Annotated in this window: 17 protein-coding genes; 8 read left to right on the forward strand and 9 right to left on the reverse strand. The window is 44.7% G+C overall.

Annotated features, from left to right (window positions below; all coding sequences use genetic code 11):
- Window positions 1-160: 160 nt before the first annotated feature.
- Complete coding sequence (locus FKN16_RS10940) at window positions 161-1,732, reverse strand: ATP-binding cassette domain-containing protein (protein ID WP_170902686.1); 1,572 nt, start codon at window positions 1,730-1,732, stop codon at window positions 161-163.
- A 392-nt stretch (window positions 1,733-2,124) separates the two neighbouring features.
- On the opposite strand from FKN16_RS10940, the gene FKN16_RS10945 reads away from it, so the two are divergent.
- From FKN16_RS10945 to FKN16_RS10955, 3 genes are all read left to right on the forward strand, one after another.
- Entirely contained in the window at window positions 2,125-2,550 is a 426-nt protein-coding gene (locus FKN16_RS10945; protein ID WP_005392539.1) for a universal stress protein, read from the forward strand.
- 167 nt (window positions 2,551-2,717) lie between these two features.
- The gene (locus tag FKN16_RS10950; RefSeq protein WP_005392538.1) at window positions 2,718-3,335 is read left to right on the forward strand and encodes an NAD(P)H-dependent oxidoreductase; all 618 of its coding nucleotides are present in this window, start codon (window positions 2,718-2,720) and stop codon (window positions 3,333-3,335) included.
- A complete protein-coding gene (locus FKN16_RS10955; protein ID WP_170902687.1) occupies window positions 3,332-5,290 on the forward strand; it encodes a monovalent cation:proton antiporter-2 (CPA2) family protein in 1,959 nt (652 codons plus the stop codon). The genes FKN16_RS10950 and FKN16_RS10955 overlap by 4 nt, the downstream gene beginning before the upstream one ends.
- A gap of 99 nt (window positions 5,291-5,389) precedes the next feature.
- On the opposite strand, the gene FKN16_RS10960 is transcribed toward FKN16_RS10955, so the two are convergent.
- A complete protein-coding gene (locus FKN16_RS10960) occupies window positions 5,390-5,683 on the reverse strand; it encodes a hypothetical protein (RefSeq protein ID WP_005392536.1) in 294 nt (97 codons plus the stop codon).
- 245 nt (window positions 5,684-5,928) lie between these two features.
- On the opposite strand from FKN16_RS10960, the gene FKN16_RS10965 reads away from it, so the two are divergent.
- Complete coding sequence (locus FKN16_RS10965) at window positions 5,929-6,222, forward strand: metalloregulator ArsR/SmtB family transcription factor (protein WP_005375388.1); 294 nt, start codon at window positions 5,929-5,931, stop codon at window positions 6,220-6,222.
- 109 nt (window positions 6,223-6,331) lie between these two features.
- Here the strand turns inward: FKN16_RS10965 and FKN16_RS10970 are convergent, their stop codons facing one another.
- On the reverse strand, window positions 6,332-7,681 hold the full coding sequence (locus FKN16_RS10970) for an alpha-amylase family protein (RefSeq protein WP_104972818.1): 1,350 nt from the start codon (window positions 7,679-7,681) through the stop codon (window positions 6,332-6,334).
- Between the two features lie 518 nt (window positions 7,682-8,199).
- On the opposite strand from FKN16_RS10970, the gene FKN16_RS10975 reads away from it, so the two are divergent.
- The gene (locus FKN16_RS10975; protein ID WP_053809604.1) at window positions 8,200-8,556 is read left to right on the forward strand and encodes a MerR family transcriptional regulator; all 357 of its coding nucleotides are present in this window, start codon (window positions 8,200-8,202) and stop codon (window positions 8,554-8,556) included.
- Window positions 8,557-8,614: 58 nt separating this feature from the next.
- Entirely contained in the window at window positions 8,615-8,992 is a 378-nt protein-coding gene (locus FKN16_RS10980; protein ID WP_104972819.1) for a carboxymuconolactone decarboxylase family protein, read from the forward strand.
- Between the two features lie 77 nt (window positions 8,993-9,069).
- Here the strand turns inward: FKN16_RS10980 and FKN16_RS10985 are convergent, their stop codons facing one another.
- Both FKN16_RS10985 and FKN16_RS10990 read right to left on the reverse strand, forming a co-directional pair.
- Entirely contained in the window at window positions 9,070-9,300 is a 231-nt protein-coding gene (locus FKN16_RS10985) for a PAS factor family protein (RefSeq protein ID WP_005375384.1), read from the reverse strand.
- A 285-nt stretch (window positions 9,301-9,585) separates the two neighbouring features.
- Complete coding sequence (locus FKN16_RS10990) at window positions 9,586-12,003, reverse strand: M9 family metallopeptidase (RefSeq protein ID WP_104972820.1); 2,418 nt, start codon at window positions 12,001-12,003, stop codon at window positions 9,586-9,588.
- Window positions 12,004-12,451: 448 nt separating this feature from the next.
- Between FKN16_RS10990 and FKN16_RS10995 the strand changes: the two genes are divergently transcribed.
- Window positions 12,452-13,429 (forward strand): hypothetical protein, encoded by a 978-nt coding sequence (locus FKN16_RS10995; protein ID WP_114322850.1) that lies wholly within the window; start codon window positions 12,452-12,454, stop codon window positions 13,427-13,429.
- Window positions 13,430-13,460: 31 nt separating this feature from the next.
- Here the strand turns inward: FKN16_RS10995 and accD are convergent, their stop codons facing one another.
- A complete protein-coding gene (gene accD / locus FKN16_RS11000) occupies window positions 13,461-14,324 on the reverse strand; it encodes an acetyl-CoA carboxylase, carboxyltransferase subunit beta (RefSeq protein WP_047008421.1) in 864 nt (287 codons plus the stop codon).
- 142 nt (window positions 14,325-14,466) lie between these two features.
- Between accD and FKN16_RS11005 the strand changes: the two genes are divergently transcribed.
- Entirely contained in the window at window positions 14,467-15,366 is a 900-nt protein-coding gene (locus FKN16_RS11005; RefSeq protein WP_085344499.1) for a LysR family transcriptional regulator, read from the forward strand.
- Window positions 15,367-15,497: 131 nt separating this feature from the next.
- Here FKN16_RS11005 and FKN16_RS11010 read toward each other — a convergent pair whose 3' ends face one another.
- From FKN16_RS11010 to FKN16_RS11020, 3 genes are all read right to left on the reverse strand, one after another.
- The gene (locus FKN16_RS11010; protein WP_047008423.1) at window positions 15,498-17,057 is read right to left on the reverse strand and encodes a methyl-accepting chemotaxis protein; all 1,560 of its coding nucleotides are present in this window, start codon (window positions 17,055-17,057) and stop codon (window positions 15,498-15,500) included.
- Window positions 17,058-17,401: 344 nt separating this feature from the next.
- Window positions 17,402-17,752, reverse strand: a complete 351-nt coding sequence (locus FKN16_RS11015) for a DUF3147 family protein (RefSeq protein WP_005392525.1) — start codon at window positions 17,750-17,752, stop codon at window positions 17,402-17,404.
- Window positions 17,753-17,803: 51 nt separating this feature from the next.
- Window positions 17,804-18,880, reverse strand: coding sequence for a nickel/cobalt efflux protein RcnA (locus FKN16_RS11020; protein ID WP_139059243.1), 1,077 nt, complete (start codon window positions 18,878-18,880; stop codon window positions 17,804-17,806).
- Window positions 18,881-19,027: the final 147 nt, after the last annotated feature.

Genomic DNA, 19,027 nt, shown 5'->3' on the forward strand with positions numbered 1-19,027 from the left:
AACTCTACTATATATCGACAAAATGAATCTAATTTCATTAAACGAGTTGTGAAAGCCATCCTAACTCCCTCATTTCCTGCGAATTCTACATATCGGTAAGTGGAAGTGTAGAGCTTAGGAACAACGCTGGAGAGCTACGATGGCGTTTACTCTCTTTCGTTTAATTCAGTTCGATTTGACGCAAAACCCCAGACTCAGAAGCGAAATCTTGGTCGTGACTAATCAGAACAAATCCACCTTTGTATGAATTTAACGCCTGACTAAGCATTATTTTTGAATCGAGATCGAGATGGTTATCTGGCTCATCAAGCAGCAGCAAAGGCTGGGAGTGTTGATGGCTGACGATCAGCATTGCGAGCTTCATCTTCTCGCCACCGCTCAGTAGGCGCCCCAATCGAAACACAGCATCTCGACGAAAACCGATCCCGGCCAATAAGGTCCTCGCTTCACTTTCCGTCATCTCTTGGCAGCTCTCCATTACGTTTTCAAGTAACGAAAGATTTGGATTCACTGCGCCAAAATGTTGGTCGAGATAATACAAAGGCGTATTCACTTTCAGCTCACCTCTCAGCAACGACAACTCGCCAAGCAACGTCTTTAACAAGGTTGACTTTCCGCAGCCATTTTTCCCTTTGAGATGGACTTTATCGTTCGCAAAAATCTGCAAAGTGATAGGAGTAGAATCCCCAAAAGGCAATATACCTTCTTGTATCGACAACACTTTTCGCGAACGGTTCGGATTATCTGCAAGATAAAGCTTTTGCGCTTTGAGCTGCTCATGTCGCGATAGCAACGCCTGTTCTTTGGCTTGTAAATGCGCTTGTCTGAGTTGCTCATTCTTATTGCGATTTGAGGCGCTGGCGGTCGCGCTATCCTTTTTTCCATCAAGCAAAATTTTGGGCTGACTGCCGTCTTTGCGCAGTTTGTTCCCTTGCGCGGCGCGTTGGTCTGCTTTTTCGCGATTTTTCTGGGCTTGCTCGGCTAATCGTTTTTTCTGTTTATCGACTTGCGCTAACTGCCTCTCGACCGCTTGCAGTTCAGTGCGTTTTTGCTCGGCATACACATCGTAATCTCCACCAAAAACCTGTAAACCTAGGGCCGATAGTTCCCAAATTTCCTCCATTGCTCGAAGCAGCTCACGATCGTGACTAATGAGTAAAATCGCGCCGCCGAAATGAGTCATAGACTCTATCAGCCATTGTTTCGCCTCGGTATCGAGGTGATTGGATGGCTCATCGAGAATCAAAAGTTCCGTTTCGTTTTCAAACAACTGCCATAACTGCAAACGCGCCAACTGACCACCACTGAGCCGAGCACAAGAGAAATCAGGGTCTTGCGGCAATCCCATCGCAGCAAGCTGCTGTTTGAGTTTCAGTTCAATATCCCACTGTTCGCCAACCAGTTCGAACCAATGCTCAGAAACATCACCTTGTTCAATCTGCTTTAAAGCATGCAAGACCGAGTCAGTTCCCAGAAACTGGGCGATCGATTGCTGACCTGAAAGCAAATCAGACGGCGGCTGGCGATACATCATGAAAGAAGAGGGAAAAGTCACTACACCGCTGGAAGGCTGAGTTTCGCCCGCCAAAATGGAAGCCAAAAGCGACTTACCGATGCCATTGCGCCCAACCAAACCAACACGTCGTTTAGTCATGGAACAAGAAATAGACTGGAATAGCGTCTCGCCATTATCAAACTGATGGCTAACATTAAAAGCTTGTAAAACTGGCATAATTTGCCTCCTGTATGACAGGGACAACAGCCGTAGCTATGATTTGAGATTGCAACAAAACGCGTGCACAAACGCATTAAGCTTTATGTAAAGCTCGACGATAAACGTCAAATCAAAAATTTGTCTTGTTGCAAAGAAATATCGGAAAGTGAGCTACGCCTACTAACCCTGCAGATCCAAAAAATAAGTAAAAAATATGGATGACAGGTTTAGTTCTTCATGTTGGCGTAATCTCCTAGAGAAATGATTTGCGAAGTTTAGCGGGTTTTCTGACTAAAAAGCAAGCAGCATTATTTATCAAAACTTTGAACGATTTCGAGATCTTATCTACACAAATTTTGCCCAAGCCATACTATGCTTACAGTAAAGCTAATCCACATAAGGGCGTGGTAATGAAATACAAACATATCCTTGTTGCACTCGAACTGTCCGATGAGAGCACTGTTCTGATCGACAGAGCCGTAGCGATGGCTAACTATCTCGACTCCGATATTTCATTCATCCATATTGATGGAACTCACGGGGAAATTTATCGTGAGCTCGTAGACATTAAAGAGAACCCAGACCAAAGGCCGCTGAATGAGCACTCTATGGAATGTTTGAGAACATTCAGTGAGTACATGGATTATCCACTCAAACACTTCTTCGTGGGTACTGGTGATTTAGCCGATAAGCTCGAAATTACCATCAAAGAGCAAGAAGTGGACTTGCTGATTTGTGGCCATCACCAAGATTTCTGGAGCAAAATCATTTCCTACTCAAGACATCTAATCAACAAGTCACCAGTCGATATTTTAGTCGTTCCTATTCATGATTAATTAAAATTTGACGCTTGCCAAAACCACCAACTTATTTGGTGGTTTTTTATTGATATTGAAACAGCTTAAGCACTTTTCCAAGCTAGCTTGACGGCCATTTATGAGTTACATTTTCTAACCAACCTGCGCTCCTACCGGGCATGGTTATTTAGATAGCAAGGATCCTTATGGCGAATAAAAAAGTATTAATTCTCTTTGCTCATCCTTCCCAGCATCGTTCAGAAGTGAATACTCCACTTTTCAAAGAAGCTCAAAAAATTGAAGGCGTGACATGTGTTGATCTCTATGGTGAATACCCTCGTTTCGATATCAATATCGACCGTGAACAACAACGCTTGCGCGAGCATGATGTGGTGGTTTTTCAATTCCCACTATATTGGTATTCAACCCCAGCAATTTTAAAAGAGTGGCAAGATCTGGTTTTGGAGTATGGCTTTGCTTACGGCACTGAAGGAACCGAACTACAAGGTAAAACCATGCTGTGCGTGCTTTCTGCCGGCGGCAAAGAAGAAGCCTATAAAGCCGAAGGCTACAACCATTTTACGATTCGGGAACTGCTCGCTCCTATCGAGCAAATGTCAGCGCTCACGGGCATGCACTACATTGCGCCTCTTGCTTTGTTCGGCGCACGTACAGCCGAAGAGGAAGGACGAATTCCCCGTCATGTCGAACGGTACAAAAGCCTGCTAACAGCATTAGTCGAAGATAGACTGGATGTTGAAGCAGCTGCGTCATTAATCAAACTCAACAGCGCACTTCCGAAGCTCATCAAGGAGGCTTCATGACAGGGATATTCTTACAAGCCTTCGTGTATTTGATTGCCGCTGTGATTGCGGTACCACTTGCCAAGCGTTTAGGGCTCGGTTCCGTTTTAGGTTACCTCATCGCTGGTGTGGTAATTGGTCCAATTATCGGTTTAGTCGGTGAGGAAACAACGACAATTCAGCACTTTGCCGAATTTGGCGTGGTGATGATGCTATTCCTAGTGGGGTTAGAGCTAGAGCCTAAAATGCTCTGGTCAATGCGAAATCGTTTAATGGGCTTAGGCGGTCTTCAAGTTGGCGGTACCATCGCGGCGATTATGGGTATTGCCCTGTACTTTGAGCAGCCTTGGACTATTGCCTTAGCCATCGGTTTGATTTTCGCCCTTTCTTCTACCGCGATTGTTTTGCAAACTTTTAGCGAAAAAGGGTTAACGAAGACAGAAGGCGGACAAAACGCGTTCTCTGTTTTGCTTTTCCAAGATATCGCTGTTATCCCGATGTTGGCCTTTATTCCATTGCTGGCCCTGCCGGAGTTAGTCGAACAAGCACAAAATGCTGTTCAAACGGCCGCGCAGCATCATGACGATTTAAACCTCGTGGCCGATTTACCAGGCTGGGCGTACGGAATAGTCATCACAGCATCGATAGCGATTGTTGTCGTTGGTGGTCACTTTTTAAGTCGACCTCTGCTGAGCTATGTTGCTAGCTCTGGGCTGCGTGAGATTTTTACCGCCACCGCATTGATGCTGGTGATCGGCATCGCAGCACTGATGAGTTTGGTTGGCTTATCTCCTGCATTAGGAACTTTCTTGGCTGGCGTTGTATTGGCGAACAGCGAATTCCGTCACGAGTTAGAATCCAATATCGAACCATTTAAAGGGTTGTTGCTGGGTCTGTTCTTCATCACCGTCGGCGCAGGGATCAATTTCTCGGTTCTATTTGGTGACTTCTGGTTGATCATGGCACTGACCATTAGCGTGATGGTATTGAAAGCCTTGGTGCTGTTTATTCTCGCGCTGATATTTAGAGTGAAAGGCAGCAACCGCTGGCTGTTTACCTTAAGCTTGGCTCAAGCGGGTGAATTTGGTTTTGTGTTGCTAAGCTTCTCTGTGCAAAACCACGTCATTCCGTTTGAACTCTCGCAAACTCTTGCGCTGGTTGTTGCTATCTCAATGTTCTTAACGCCAGGTTTGTTCATTCTATTTGACAAATTAATACTGCCGCGTTTTGAAACTCAATCAAACGAAAGGGAAAGCGATACGATTGAAGAAAAAGGCACAGTAATCATCGCTGGTATCGGCCGTTTTGGTCAGATTGTTAACCGCTTGCTTGTTTCTAATGGTGTAACAACCGTGGTGCTCGATCACCAAGCCAACCAAGTCGATAACATGCGCCAGATTGGCACTCGCGCTTATTTTGGCGATGCGACTCGACCAGATATGCTGCACACTGCAGGCATCGAGCATGCGGCTGCGTTGGTCGTCGCAATTGATAACCAAGAATCGAGTGTGGAACTGGTGAAGTACGTCAAACACACGTACCCCAAAGTAACGGTGATCGCACGCGCCTTTGACCGTGGTCACGGCTATCTTTTGCGTCAAGCTGGGGCTGATATTATTGAATCGGAAACCTACCATTCCGCATTGGAGATGGGTGGTCACACGATGAAAGCACTCGGTATTCATCCCTTCTTTGTTGAGCAGCAAAAAGCGACATACAAGCGTGTTGAAGCACGCAAGTCCGAGATACTCTACAAAGCTTGGGAAGATGATTCTGAAGGCGAACGTTATGACAACAATTTCCGACAACTGTTTATTCAGTTAGAGGAAAAAATGGCGGAAGAGATGCAAAAAGATCGCCATGATAAACTCTCGCGCTCAGAACGTGGTTGGACGCCACCGCCGAAAGGTTACGCCGATGACTTCAATGAAGATAACGTTCAAGAACTAACACCGCCGAGAGAAGAGCCGATCTGACGGTAACTTGCTCAATATTAAAAACCTCCCGTTTGGGAGGTTTTTCTTTTTCAGTACCGAGTCACATGCCGTGCAGGATAAAATGATCTTCTCACGAGATTACATAAGATCATTCATTAAAATCTCATACTCTTCGTTTGCTTCTTCCACTAAGTGAGAAAGCTCTAACGCATCAGTAACTGCAAGATTGAACTGCCACGGAGTTGTGTCTTCTTTACCACAGATTCGAGTTTCACACCCACGGCTCTCAAAAGACAAATCATCAAACTCTGTGGTATGGCGCTCTTGAAGTTCTACAATCTCAACTTCTAATTTACCGACAGGGTTAACTTTAACGTGAGCATGTAAATCTGAACTGTTAGACAAACAATAATCTCTATGAACCGCAATCATGGCCGCCTCCTTGGTCTGCCAACTGACAACTCACCCATGAGTGTAGACGAGGGAGTTTGAACGTGGGGTGAAATAATAATGAAGATTGATCTGTCTCATTGGAGTAGACAATTATTGTTGTGCTGGTATGAGCCGGTATGAATCTCATCTGATTTAAATCGTTCCTAGATCACAAGAGTTGGCATTTACCGAGACTTTCCCTATTATCGAAACAAATTTACTGTAGTCATTCTTTAGAGGTCAGTATGGAGCTTGAAGCCGTCGCTAAAGCACTAAAAGAGTTAGGTCATCCTACTCGTTTAAGTATTTACAAAGAAGTTGTCAAAGCGGGATACAAAGGTATCGCGGTAGGCGGCGTACAAGAAAAGCTTGGCATTCCTGCATCCACTCTCTCTCATCATATTTCTAGTCTAGCCTCAGCCGGGCTTCTCACCCAACGTCGTGAGGGGCGAACCCTTTTTTGCGTTGCAGAGTACCAATGTTTAGATGATGTGATCGGCTTTTTAAAGGCTGAATGTTGCGTTAATGAGTGCTCATAACTTCATAGCAGACGCGAAAGACTTCGGTTTTACATTAGACTTTACCCGTTCTTGAATGACCGCCGACAAAAATAAAACACCGAGCTCGCTAAGCTCGGTGTTTTATTTTTTAGTTTTCGACGAGCAACATTGAGGCTTTAGGTGGCACAATTAACTTACCGTCAGATGGAACGTCCTGATCCGTCATCAAATCCACCCAGTCACCATCCATTTTCAATGTCAAAGACTGCTGACGCTGCGATTTATTAAGCACGACAACGCCTTTGCTCCCTCGCTTAAATACCAGCATATCATCGTTACCTTCAAGAACACTCATCGACTCGCCATGCGTCATATTATGGAATTGGATCATTTTCGCCATTCGCGGATCGTTCCATGCGCCTTGCCATCTTGGCTTGCCATTTTTATCTGTAATACCGCTAGTGTTTAAGTCGGTATAAACCAATGGCACACCACCATCGCGGCCTAGAATGTAGGCATAAGCTAACCATTCATTTTCCTCATCCATGATCAGATCAAGAAAAACGTCATTGTTAGGAATGTCATGCGTGACAACAAATGTAATCGCGCGACCGGGCGAAAGGGCCTGACCGAAACAGTATGGGTCAATCAAGGACTTGAAACTGCCCTTTTTAGCGAACGCCTTAAAAATGGTCGAGAACAACGGGAAATCATAAGCGCCTAAGCGAGTTTCCTGTAAATACGGCTCAAGAAACAACTGATACTCTTCCTCTGTCGCACCGCCATCGGTAATAATTTCGCCAAATATATGCACATCGCGCGTGATGTCGTCTGTCCAAACACGTTTAAGGTGCTCTAGCGTCATGTGTTTCGCGGCATCAATACGAAAACCTTTCACACCAATGGCTTTCAGTGCTTTTAGGTAAGCGCGTTGCTGCTCAACGACATGGTCACAAACACGGAGGGTTGGCAAGCCAGGATCGGTTGGTCCACCTGTGATGCGTCCATTTTGTACCTGCCATTTATCTTTCCAGTCTTTAATACCGAACGCTTCAACAAAGTCCTCTTCATCAAAAAGCGGTTGAGATAAGTCGCCAAATAACGTTAGCGACTGATATTTCTGTTTGTTTTGTTGGTATTCCTCCAAGACCTCTTGCCTTGGGTATTGGAGGTCTCGGCGAAGGTGGGCCTCATTTGCCATATGGTTAAACACCACGTCAGCGTAAACCCACACGCCAACTTGCTCCAGTTCACGAACCATACGGATAAAGTCTTTGGTATCACCCAACGCATTGTCGATGACACGGTAATCTTGAGGTTGATAGCGCTGCCACCAGCGATCATCGTGGGCGCTTTTCATTGGTGGCGAAACCAACACGGAGCCGTAACCTAGCTCGTGGATTTCTTTTGCTCGTTGGGCAATGTCAGCATACTTCCAATCAAACGCATGTAAGATAACATTCGCACCGAATGATTGTATTTCCTGTGAGCCACTCATGTTGTTCTCCTACTCGTTTTCACTCACGATTACTTGTTTGCATTTTTTTGTGAGTGAATTCAATAGTCGAAATTATAAGAGCTATTCATCAGACGCCCTCACCCTTTTCGCCCTAACTCAAGGCTGAAAATGAAGGCGTAGTGACTCCTCCATTGCCCAAGTAGAAACGGTTCTGGACGTAAACGAGTAGATGACATTCAAGCACACCGCACACAAAACAAACTAAGTCATTGTTTTGTATTGCAAAAGATTGCATTCAAAATATATGAAAGAAAATGCCCGGGTACGCCCTAAAGGAGGCCAAAGACTAAAAACAGCCAAACCACTCTATTGAGTAACTAATTTTTAATAAAGTGAAACTGGCAGGTGGATCACGTTTGGCGCGTATTCAAAATAGCCCCCTTCTGCGTATCCCACCTTAAAACATGGAAGATTACCGTTTGTATCTATCCCGAAATGACTTCAAAATGCGGAACTTAGCTTATGCCTATTGGTATGAATTACCTTGGAGGGTAATCATGAATATCAAAGAGTTTTCTAGCCTCGTCGGCTTGTCTGCTCATACACTTCGATACTATGAAAAAATTGGCTTACTTAAACATGTCCATAGAAACGCGAGTGGGCATCGAGTGTATAGTGCGAAAGATCTAAGCTGGATTAGCTTCGTAAAGCGATTAAAAGAAACTGCAATGCCACTTGAAGAGATTCTGGAATATGCAAAATTAAGGGAAGTCGGCTCAGAGTCTGTACGACAACGCCAAGCCTTGCTAGAGCAACATCAAGAAAACCTCAAGATCCACATTGAACAGCAGCAGAAGCACTTAACGGCTCTAGAAGAAAAAATTGCCTTGTATAAAAGCGGAAAAGTTCGTTGACTTAGAGTTAACTCTAAGGATTAAGGTATGTTTGCATTTATTCACTAGGAACATATCAATGGAACAATCACGCTTTAACAAAGGATTAGAACTACTCTCTCACATTGATGGCGACGCTGGTCATAACGTCATCGAAAGCTTACAAGATATTTGCCCAGATTTAGCTCAGTACACCATTGAGTATCCGTTTGGCGATATTTATGCTCGCCCAGGCTTAGACCTAAAATCGAGAGAAATCGCAACCGTCGCCGCGCTAACGGCAATGGGGAATTGTGCGCCACAACTGAAAGTACATCTCAATGCAGCACTTAATGTAGGCTGCAGCGAGGCTGAAATTAAGGAAGTCATCTTACAGATGTCCGTCTACGCAGGGTTTCCAGCGGCATTAAACGGCATGTTTGCCTTCAAAGAAGTGCTGGCGGAAAGAGCAGAGTAATCACGACGTTGAAATCAATTTAAAGGCAATTAAAAACGGCCCTTGGGGATCGGGCCGTGATTTAAACAACGAGTGAATTAGCGCTCAGGGGTTTCAAGCAGTTTAACCGCGCAATCTACCGCGTTGTTAATGCCTTGACTACTCTCCAACTTGCCTGAACTTGCAGGACCAAGGGCACAAGAATACAAAGCCAGCTGCTTATCGAACGGCAGATCCAACTGTTCATATAGATTTTGTCGGATTCTTGCATGTTGTTCAGGTTCTTGGTTAGCAAGGCTAATCAACGTTTCATAAATAAGCGTTTTCATGTCTTTCCCTTTTCACTTTATTGCACGGGGTGCATATATATTGTATCCGTTTGGAAAGCACAAATCAGAAGCTAGGTCACAGAACGCGTCGCTAAAAAAGTTTATGTGCGCGGTAAATTGTAATACAAACCTAAAGCCGTTTAGAAGAAGAGCAAAGGATAACTCGATAAATCAGCCTATTAACTGGCATTCGCCGCTGTTTGATCACAATGGCATCCGATACAAACAAAAACGCCGCTCTATGAGCGACGTTTTTTATCTCGATTTCAGCTAATCGAGCATGTTTTAGTTGAAGTGCACTAACATTTCAACGTCATCACCTTGTTCTGGTGCTTGAAGAGAGAAGTGCACATAGCCCGCTTCAGTAACAGGAATCGCAAGGTATTCGTTGCTACCTGCATAGTTGGACACGTACTCGTGTTGCTCAACCGTAGGCCAATGCTCTCTGCTGGCGTATAGATCGACATTACCAGTTTGAGAGTGAGCCGTTAGCCATACACGAACCTCTTCAACACCTTCAGGTACATACACTGCCGCATAACGCTGCTTGTGAACGGTCAGCATTTTTGCTTCACCAGACTCTAGTACCACCGGTGCCAAATCGTCTTGCACTTGTGTTGGCGGTGTTTGCGCTTCAACGTCTAAAGCTGCCACAAGATTCACAGAGTCATAGCTATCACGGCCAGTTAAACTGATGTAGTAACGACCTGCTTTCACGTAACCATCCTGCTCTGGCTCAAATACAATCTCTTCATTGCTGCCATCGCCATACTGGCTCATTTCAAAGTCGTAGTAATGCGCAACTTTGTTGTAGCTCATGTAAAGATCCGCATCCCCCGCACCTTCAATAGATACATTAAAGCGCACGGTGTTGGCTGGTACGTCAACGTAGAACAGTTTTTCGCTGTACGCTTCGCCACTGAGTTGAAGGCTTTGGTTCGCCGTCAATTCAGTCACTTGTGCTTCAGGTTCTGTTGGCTCTTCTGGGTCAGTACCTGGTTGCTCTGGCTCCACTTCTAACGTATCCAACCAGCGCTCAAACTCTGCGTCATATTGTTGACCTAATGTCGTCACCTGTTGCGCCCACTGTTCAAACTGACCAGTGCGCGACAACGCCAACAAGCTTTCTACGTCTTGCGGATGATTTTCTAGCATGAATCGAACGGCCAAGTAACCCCAACGATAGATACGATTAGTGTCGTGAGAATATGTGGTATCAAACACAGTTGAAAGGCTCAGTTTACCGCCTGCAATCAGTTCGATCGCCGCTTGGTAGCCTTGTTTGTAATGCATGTATTCCGCAAAACCTTCTAGCCACCAAACAATATGACCATGAGCCAAGTTATCACTGAACGAGCCGTACTGGTTAAATCGCGCGTCCAAATAGTGCGTGTACTCATGCTCTAGATTCAAGATCGATAAATCTTCGCCATTCGCATAGCGATAAGCCACGAAACGGGCGGTATTGTCCGCTTTTGATGGATTCCCCTCAAGGTACTGACCACCGTTGTCCGTTGTATTACCAAACAGGAACGAAGAATAATCAACGTAGCTGTCGTTACTAGCAAACACCGCCACCTCAACACGATCATTCAAGTCATCAGCGACAGGTTGATTGCCCGTATTCGCCACTTGATGGAAGTCGGCTTCTTTCGCAGCCAGTACTTCACACGCTTTTGCAGCTTGAGCATCGGTTAGATCTTCAGAGCGAATGATGGCAGGCCCCTGACACTCAAAACGATTTGGCATCACGCGCGCTGCTAGATCTTGCTTCGCTTGATCTAGGTCCAGACCGTTTAAACCTTCAGGTGCGTAGTAGCTCATCATCTCTACGGCAGCAAGCCACAGTTTGTCATGCTCACTGCCCAATGGGTAACGCTGCATCACTTGTTGCATCACAGCCAAGGCTTTGCGTTTGGTCTCCTGATCTGGGCTCGCAAGCAAACGACCAGTTTCACGTAATGCATTGAAAACAATAAAGCTCGCATCCGTATCCAATGCCCAAGCGTTATCAGATGCGAATCTCGCTAATGTATCAATATGGTGAGTATTGTTTGCCATGTAGCGGTAGAACTCATCGTTTGCTACATGACCTGCCATAGAACGGAACAGGTTGTTTAAACCATCGACCCATTGCGTGTCCTGCGCGGTTTCACGGTTAAAGTGCATCAACGCGGCCATCATGCTATCCATGGTCAGCGGCAACTGCTTCACGTTATCAACCATCAAAGTCAAGCTCTTCATTGCGCCAACTTGTTCACGGCCTTGATCCAAAGCATGAGGGTTGTTAAGGAATAGGTTCGTCGACTGAGCAAAACGCTGACTCAACGCTTCTGAAAACTCAGGTGTACCTGTGCCAGCATTGTAACGAACGTAGTATGCAGCACGAATAAACTCGCCCAGATTTTCTAGAACACGAGCTTGCTCTGCTTCTCCACGATAGCGGGCAATTTCTTGATCCAACGCGACTTGGATACGGCTTAAGCTCGCTTCGCTGTAAATATCGTTCAGCGTTGCGGAAGGAGCTGAAAACCAAGCGTGGTAGCAATCATACTCTGCACCAGAAACGGCAGCAGCCAAGTCTCTCGATTGTTGTAAATCAGCAACAGCGCACTGGTTTTGTGCAAAAGAGAAGCTAGACACACTCGCTAGCATACAAGCAAGCGCCAAACGATGGCGCGGGAAAAAACGGATATGAGACATAACAACACTCATTGATTATTAACATACATTGAGTGGGGGTTTATATTCTTTACAGCTCAAACAGTGAAATCAGTATCATAAAATTTATGAAATCGCTCCCAAAAATAGGCTTTTTACTCTAAATTTATGGGATCAATCCCAACCCAAGATTTCTCACAATTATCAATAAAAACATTAATTTACCTTTTTCTAAATAACGACTTTATGAGGAAAATTGCCCTTAAACTCCACCCTTAACTCTTCCAGATAGAGTTCACGACAATCAAAGGTTCTAAATTAAATTTTGATGCTTGATACCATCTATTTTTATTTGTGACTCATTCCCAATAAGTCATCGAGTGCATATCAAAAGGTTGGCATTAGTGGTAAATTCTCCGCCCAATCAAACACATTTACTCCTCGAGTCATTGATGAGTGAATAAAGCAGATATTTGGCTAGGGATAATACATGTCACTTTGGGGATTTTTGGGAGCGGGGATTGCCTACTTCATGACAACGTTTGCCTTTGTTTTTGGCGGCATTTTTTGGTTATGTGCTGAAGGTAATACATTAAGAGAAACAAAGCGCCAGTCATCAATAATGTCCGGGGTTATTGCTTGTACTATTGGAACTTGGGTGCTTGCTTTTGGTGTTTACGTTTACGGTTACTTTTGGGATAACTCTTCTCACTATTATTTTTATTTGCTCGCTCCATGGGGACTTGCCATTTTTGGGGTAAAACTTCGTAACCGCTGGGTTAAGCAATACGCGCGTGTAAAACACGCAAAAGAAGAACAATGGCAAAAGCGCTGGCGAGAATTATTAGGGGAAGATACTGAAGATCTTCCACCATATACACATGATTACGAGCTCTACTCGGGCATTTGGCAAGCCAATGAAGCGCTCCGAGAACAGTGTTTTGCAGCCCTTCCTCACGGGAAAGCAGTCTACGAGAGAGTGAAAGCCTTCCAAACGATGGCCTCCCCCGCTGGTGACATAAACAATCAAGTTTTGCTGAGTAAACTCGATCAACTAGAGGATGAAATCATTCAAGTTCTTGAGCAACACTCGCAAAAGAAAGTAAGCATTGAAACTGGCGCAGGTACTTTACGCAAAGAGTCAAAACGCAATGTTTATCACCATGAGAATAGCCCAACAGAAGAGCAACTGTACGACTCAATCAACCTCCAACATGATTTGGATCGAGAGCTACGCAACATTATCTATGATCGGATCGGTTACGATGGCGAAGATGAGTACTTTTTCCTCCAAGCGCCACTCGAAGAGCTTACCGAGAATGAAACCGCAATCAACTGGATGCTCTGGGGTTTAGTAAGCGACTATTTTGCTGTTGACCCATACCAAACGGCGTTGGATCTCAGCCTAATGAATGCGGAACCAAGATGGGGCCAAAATGAACGGTTTGTAATGATTACGGCTCAATAAACGCAAGTACTAAGTCTAACTTTAATACAACCTATTCTGAGACCACCCTCGCGTTGGTTAACTTAGCCAATAAGCCGCCAACGCGATCACGCATTTCACGTCTGTCCACAATCATATCTAATGCACCATGTGCCAATAAAAACTCACTTCTTTGAAACTCGTCTGGTAGCTTTTCACGTACCGTTTGTTCAATAACACGCCTTCCCGCAAAGCCGATGCTTGCTTTAGGCTCACCAATATTGATGTCTCCCAACATGGCTAAACTCGCCGAGACACCACCATAAGTTTGGTCCGTCAATACTGAGATATAGGGTAATCTGTGCTCAGATAAGTGGTTTAACGCGGCGCTGGTTTTTGACATTTGCATTAGTGCTACCAAAGACTCTTGCATGCGCGCCCCTCCGCAAGCAGAAAAACACACTAGCCCAGATTTTGTATTAATCGCAGTTTCAACGGCGCGGACAAATTTCTCGCCAACCACCGCCCCCATCGAGCCAGCCATGAAAGAGAATTCAAACGCACAGGCTACAACAGGCAAGCCTAGTAACTTCCCCTGCATCACAACCAAGGCATCTTTTTCTCCAGTTGTTTTCTGCGCGATGGCAATTCGCTCTTTATATCGTTTTAAGTCTTTAAAACCCAAAATATCCTGCGGTTCCAACTCACTTGCCAACTCTTGCTGTGTTCCATGATCCAGGAAAGTGTTCAACCTTTGACGTGCAGCCATTCTCATGTGATGAGAGCACCTAGGACATACTTCCAAATTCTCTTTTAATGCCGCGCGATAAAGTATTTGTTCACATTCAGGGCATTTTGTCCAAACGCCCTCAGGAATAGACGCTTTGCGCGAACCTATTATATTTTTATTCTCAAATAACCTTTCTAGCCAACTCATGAGTACCTCATTATTTATCACCTCGTAGCAGGACATCTGCATCGTTTGCCCGCTCTGACTGTTAAATAAAATTGTATGCAACTCAGTCTGAGGATAAAGTGCAATATGCTGGCTTGATAATCCAACAAAGTGGGACAATAGAATGTTTGATAACGTCGACCAAATCTGGTTAAAAAGTTTTCACTGTGTGTATGAAAACAACAGCTTTAAGCGAGCCGCTGAGTGTTTGAATATACCAACATCGAATGTCAGCCGACATATTGCCCTGCTTGAAGAAAAGTTAAACATCAGGTTGTTCAATAGAACGACAAGGCGAATGACGCCTACCGAGGCTGGAGAAGAGCTCTATAGCAGCACTCGTCCACTATTAGAACAACTCAACAACGCGCTAGAAACCGTGACTCGCCACTCGCACACCGTAACGGGAGAGCTACGTATTCTTATGCCAGACACACCTGTACTGGCCAAAGCGGTTGTCACCTTTTGCACGCAATACCCGTCAATCTCTTTGTCTTGCGATACAACGCTAAACCCTAAAGATGATGTTATTGATAGCTTTGATGTCATTTTGAGTTTTCATAGAGGGACTTTGTCTGACAGCAATTGGGTAGCAAGGGAAATCAAACGCTGGCCCAGTGCTATTTTAGCTGCGCCTCAACTGCTTAATAAGTACGCCAGCCCTTACAAAATTACGGATTTAAATCATGTTCCCTGTATCACGACACTTACCGCAGTAAATGGTGCTCCCTGGGTGTTTAAAAACCCCGACGGAGGTCATATTACGCAAACAGTACAATCCTCGTTCAAAGTAAACAGTGGCCATCTCGCTAAATCTGGCGCGTTATCAGGGCTTGGATACGCAATACTTCCAATAGAATCATGCAAAGATGAGATCGAGAGCGGCAAGCTTGAAGTCATCCCTCTAGAATACGAACCTGAAGATTTAGTGCTTTATGCGTTTTACTCTTCTAGAAAGCACTTAGCCAAGAAAATCTCTATGTTTGTTGAGCACTTAAAACAACACGCGAAGCTTAACGCCTAGTTAAGCACTAACCATTTATCCCAATAACTATAAAAACTGGCATAGTAGAGCAAATCGACATTCGATTTTCTCAAATAAAAAAGCCAGCAATCGAGATTTACTGGCTTTTGCAAAAGGATTTCCGTTGGCGTTTAAATTCTAAACGCTCCTACGTGGCGATCGAGAGTTCTCGATAATTCCGCAAGTTGTTGACTTGATTCTTCCAATTGCTCACTCGCCGTTAGCGCGTTTTTCACGGAGTGACTGACGGTATCCATATTCATGTTAATTTCATTTGCTACCGTCGATTGCTGTTCTGTTGCCGTTGCCACTTGAGTATTGATATCCAAAATAGTAGTAACTTGATCAGCAATTGCCTCTAGTGCTTGTCGAGCCAGCTCCGTTTCTGCAGTGCCTTCTTCAATAAGGGTTCTACTATTACTCATTGAATTAACCGCACTTTGGGCTTCGGTTTGCAACTGATGGATCATATTGTCAATTTCATCAGTGGACTGAGCCGTTTTAGTGGCAAGATTACGGACCTCGTCTGCCACTACGGCGAAACCTCGTCCGGCATCACCGGCGCGCGCTGCTTCAATAGCGGCATTTAACGCCAATAGGTTCGTTTGCTCAGAGATCCCTCTAATGACTTCGAGAATACTACCAATCGACTGAGTGTTGTCCGCAAGACTTACGATAATATTGGAAGTACTGTTCATCTCGTTTTCAAGGTTCGTCATTGCCGTCTTGGTTCTTTCTAGCGTCTTATAGCCATCTTGAGTCTCATTACTTGCCGTGCTCGCAGCACTCGCTGCACCAGCAGCATTTGACGCAATTTCGTTGACGGTCGCGATCATTTCGTTCATAGACGTGACAACCAACATGGTTTGCTCATTCTGCTCCTGCCCTCTTGCAAGCGCTTGTTGAGATTGTCCACGCAGCGCAACAGCAGAACCATTCAGATCCACACCAGTATTTACAACTTGTGTAATGATTTCATGTACCTTGCCAACAAACACGTTGAACGCCGAAGAAATTTGTGCAACTTCGTCATTACCTTTTGCTGGTAAACGAACCGTTAAGTCTCCGTCACCTTTCGAAATGTCTTGCAACGCCTCCTTAAGCGCAGAGAGCGGTCGCATCAGCTTGTTGAGTAGCAGCGATAGAGCCAACACACACAGAACGAAGATCACCACCATGGAAATCAGTTGGGAAGTAATAATTCCATTCGTCGCTTGGCTTACTTCTGTAATAGGAATACCAATATCAAACGTGCCGTACAACTGACCATTCACGTAGATCGGCGCCATGATATCAAACACCCACACTTTCTGGACATCGGCATACCACTTTGAATACTGTTGTACCCCCTTGGTTGCACCTTCAACGGTGTAGTTATCATTGTAGGTTTTATTTAGCTTTTGCTTATCACTGTGAGCAACCGCCGTCACATTGCGATCAATTACGACTGCATAGCTTACGTCTGAACGTTGTTTCAAACCCTCAACGAGCGATTGTAAGTCTTGCATTGGGTTGGCTGAGTTCTCCAAAATATAACTTGCATTTCCTGCTAAAAACTCAGCTTGAACTTGGGATTTGTTTAAGATGATGTCATCGATTTTCTGACTCGAAATTAGGTACGTTGATGCCATACTTGCCACGACAGCAATACCAAACATGGCGCAAACGGCTAATAAGATGATTCTTTTCATTTTAATTGTCTCGGTACAATTCAATGTGATGCTCACGACAGAGCGTTAAGCCTTTCGCCTCTTATAACCAACACAAACTGTATTTTTAGCCTGTCTGGCAAAGCTAGACGTAACTTTGTAGCCACTGTATCTGCCTGATTACCGATAACTTTAGAATGAAGGAAGAAAAGTCTTCAAAACGTCACATTTCTACGAGGTTTGGCTGAAAGACAAGAGAGCAATCGCTAACTTCAAGTAAGCGGCCACACTAGCATCGAGAGTTAAAAAAGAGTTCTAGTTAGAGCCTTGAAAATATAAATAAGCGAACGCTTCGACCTATATTCTTACAATTCTCCTTTGCTCAACTAAGTTAATTCTATTCCAAACTCTTTGATAACGATGGTCACAATGAAGAAACAAACGATTGAAATAATGGCGCAAATTCCCAAAGAGAACCAAAATGAGTATCGGCTCAGTAAGAAAGGAAAAACTAGAAACATCGGCAATGTAGGCAGTACATACCAAAAAGTATAAAACGCGTGGTTCGCGAGCTTTTCCTGACCTTGCCCTTCAATATACATCCAAATCAAAGCTAAAATAGTGACCGTCGGGAGCGCTGCAATCAGCGCTCCCGCTTTATCACTTCTCTTGGCAACTTCAGATATCAGCACCACTATTCCTGCGGTTAACGCGTACTTAGTAATCATCCACAACATGAAAGAGCTACCTTTAATAAACAAAAAGCGACGTAATAATTACAACAGAGCTTAGCTCATTAACGTCGTAAACCCGTGCATGCCCATATATACACCAACGGCACTAATCAAGATCCCCGATAGATAAGGTGCACGACGAGCCACATCGTTCAAACCACTCCACTTCGATGTTGCTTTTTGAACGCCCACTGCCGCGACAACACCAACCGCAACTAAAGTTAACGCTAGACCAATACTGAACGACACCACCAAGGTTGCACCAAGTGTCATGGCCTTAAGTTGCAAACAAATGAGTAAAACAGTGACCGCCGCCGGGCATGGTATTAACCCACCAGTCAAACCAAACAGAAGTATTTGTCCATTGGTAACATCTCGATCGCCAAAGCGCTTTTGAATATCTAGAGCGTGAGCACGCTCATGAGCGTCTTGGTACTCTTTATTCTCACCTTCCGAGTGGGAATCCGCATGAAAATGCACCTCGAAATCGTGGGTGTGATCATGGTGCCCGACCATCAACGTGACGAAAAAATCATCAGAGGCTTCAACACAGGAGGCGGATTCCAAATAGCCATCGCGATAAATAAAGTGATAAATATCAGAAGGCTGTCTGATTGCGTTGGGTAGCACTAGTTTAACGTTTTCAGCCGTTAAAGGCTTACCGTTAAGTGTGCGTAACTGAAAACGGCAGTGATGCCCTTCATCTACGATAGAAAGCGATAGATGCCCATGACCAGTATCGACAACTTGCGTTCTCCAGTCTCGAGCTTGCTTATGAGCTTTGTGCCAAGCTCGCTCATCGCTCCACGTTCTCCAGAACATCCATAAACCCGTCGAGACGATAATCACCCCAGAGATAAGCTGCATCCATGGCTCCGCAGCTTCTGCAGTAAATCTTTGGCTTATATACATCCCACCCGCAGCAATTATCCATACGATCGCCGTATGGGAAAGCGTTGCAGCCAGCCCCAACATCACCGCCTGCTTCACTGTTCCTTTTACGGCCACAATAAACGCCGCCATCATCGTTTTTGAATGTCCTGGCTCTAATCCATGTAACGCTCCTAATAAAATGGCGCTGGGAATAAAGAACCACCCATTACCTTGTTGTAGTAACGCGACAAAATCCATTGTTGTTCTCTGTTGTTGATCTTGGATTCAAGTACGAAGTGCGACACCTCTGAACATAAAAACAGTGAGATGCGATAATCATGAAGTTTGCTCCCGCCAAGAAGTAAAAAACATGAAATACACACACCTCACTGAGAACGAAAGGTA

It is taken from the genome of Vibrio sp. 11-4(1), assembly GCF_013048625.1.
GTDB classification, from domain to species: domain Bacteria; phylum Pseudomonadota; class Gammaproteobacteria; order Enterobacterales; family Vibrionaceae; genus Vibrio; species Vibrio diabolicus.

What these genes read in the sequence shown, in the direction of transcription:
- FKN16_RS10970 (WP_104972818.1), bottom strand. Translation starts at nt 7,681, where the DNA reads ATGAGTGGCTCACAGGAAATACAATCATTCGGTGCGAATGTTATCTTA.
- FKN16_RS11020 (WP_139059243.1), bottom strand. Translation starts at nt 18,880, where the DNA reads ATGGATTTTGTCGCGTTACTACAACAAGGTAATGGGTGGTTCTTTATT.
- FKN16_RS10990 (WP_104972820.1), bottom strand. Translation starts at nt 12,003, where the DNA reads ATGTCTCATATCCGTTTTTTCCCGCGCCATCGTTTGGCGCTTGCTTGT.
- FKN16_RS11010 (WP_047008423.1), bottom strand. Translation starts at nt 17,057, where the DNA reads ATGAAAAGAATCATCTTATTAGCCGTTTGCGCCATGTTTGGTATTGCT.
- FKN16_RS10960 (WP_005392536.1), bottom strand. Translation starts at nt 5,683, where the DNA reads ATGATTGCGGTTCATAGAGATTATTGTTTGTCTAACAGTTCAGATTTA.
- FKN16_RS10980 (WP_104972819.1), top strand. Translation starts at nt 8,615, where the DNA reads ATGGAACAATCACGCTTTAACAAAGGATTAGAACTACTCTCTCACATT.
- FKN16_RS10985 (WP_005375384.1), bottom strand. Translation starts at nt 9,300, where the DNA reads ATGAAAACGCTTATTTATGAAACGTTGATTAGCCTTGCTAACCAAGAA.
- FKN16_RS10955 (WP_170902687.1), top strand. Translation starts at nt 3,332, where the DNA reads ATGACAGGGATATTCTTACAAGCCTTCGTGTATTTGATTGCCGCTGTG.
- FKN16_RS10975 (WP_053809604.1), top strand. Translation starts at nt 8,200, where the DNA reads ATGAATATCAAAGAGTTTTCTAGCCTCGTCGGCTTGTCTGCTCATACA.
- accD (WP_047008421.1), bottom strand. Translation starts at nt 14,324, where the DNA reads ATGAGTTGGCTAGAAAGGTTATTTGAGAATAAAAATATAATAGGTTCG.
- FKN16_RS10965 (WP_005375388.1), top strand. Translation starts at nt 5,929, where the DNA reads ATGGAGCTTGAAGCCGTCGCTAAAGCACTAAAAGAGTTAGGTCATCCT.
- FKN16_RS10995 (WP_114322850.1), top strand. Translation starts at nt 12,452, where the DNA reads ATGTCACTTTGGGGATTTTTGGGAGCGGGGATTGCCTACTTCATGACA.
- FKN16_RS11015 (WP_005392525.1), bottom strand. Translation starts at nt 17,752, where the DNA reads ATGTTGTGGATGATTACTAAGTACGCGTTAACCGCAGGAATAGTGGTG.
- FKN16_RS11005 (WP_085344499.1), top strand. Translation starts at nt 14,467, where the DNA reads ATGTTTGATAACGTCGACCAAATCTGGTTAAAAAGTTTTCACTGTGTG.
- FKN16_RS10940 (WP_170902686.1), bottom strand. Translation starts at nt 1,732, where the DNA reads ATGCCAGTTTTACAAGCTTTTAATGTTAGCCATCAGTTTGATAATGGC.
- FKN16_RS10945 (WP_005392539.1), top strand. Translation starts at nt 2,125, where the DNA reads ATGAAATACAAACATATCCTTGTTGCACTCGAACTGTCCGATGAGAGC.
- FKN16_RS10950 (WP_005392538.1), top strand. Translation starts at nt 2,718, where the DNA reads ATGGCGAATAAAAAAGTATTAATTCTCTTTGCTCATCCTTCCCAGCAT.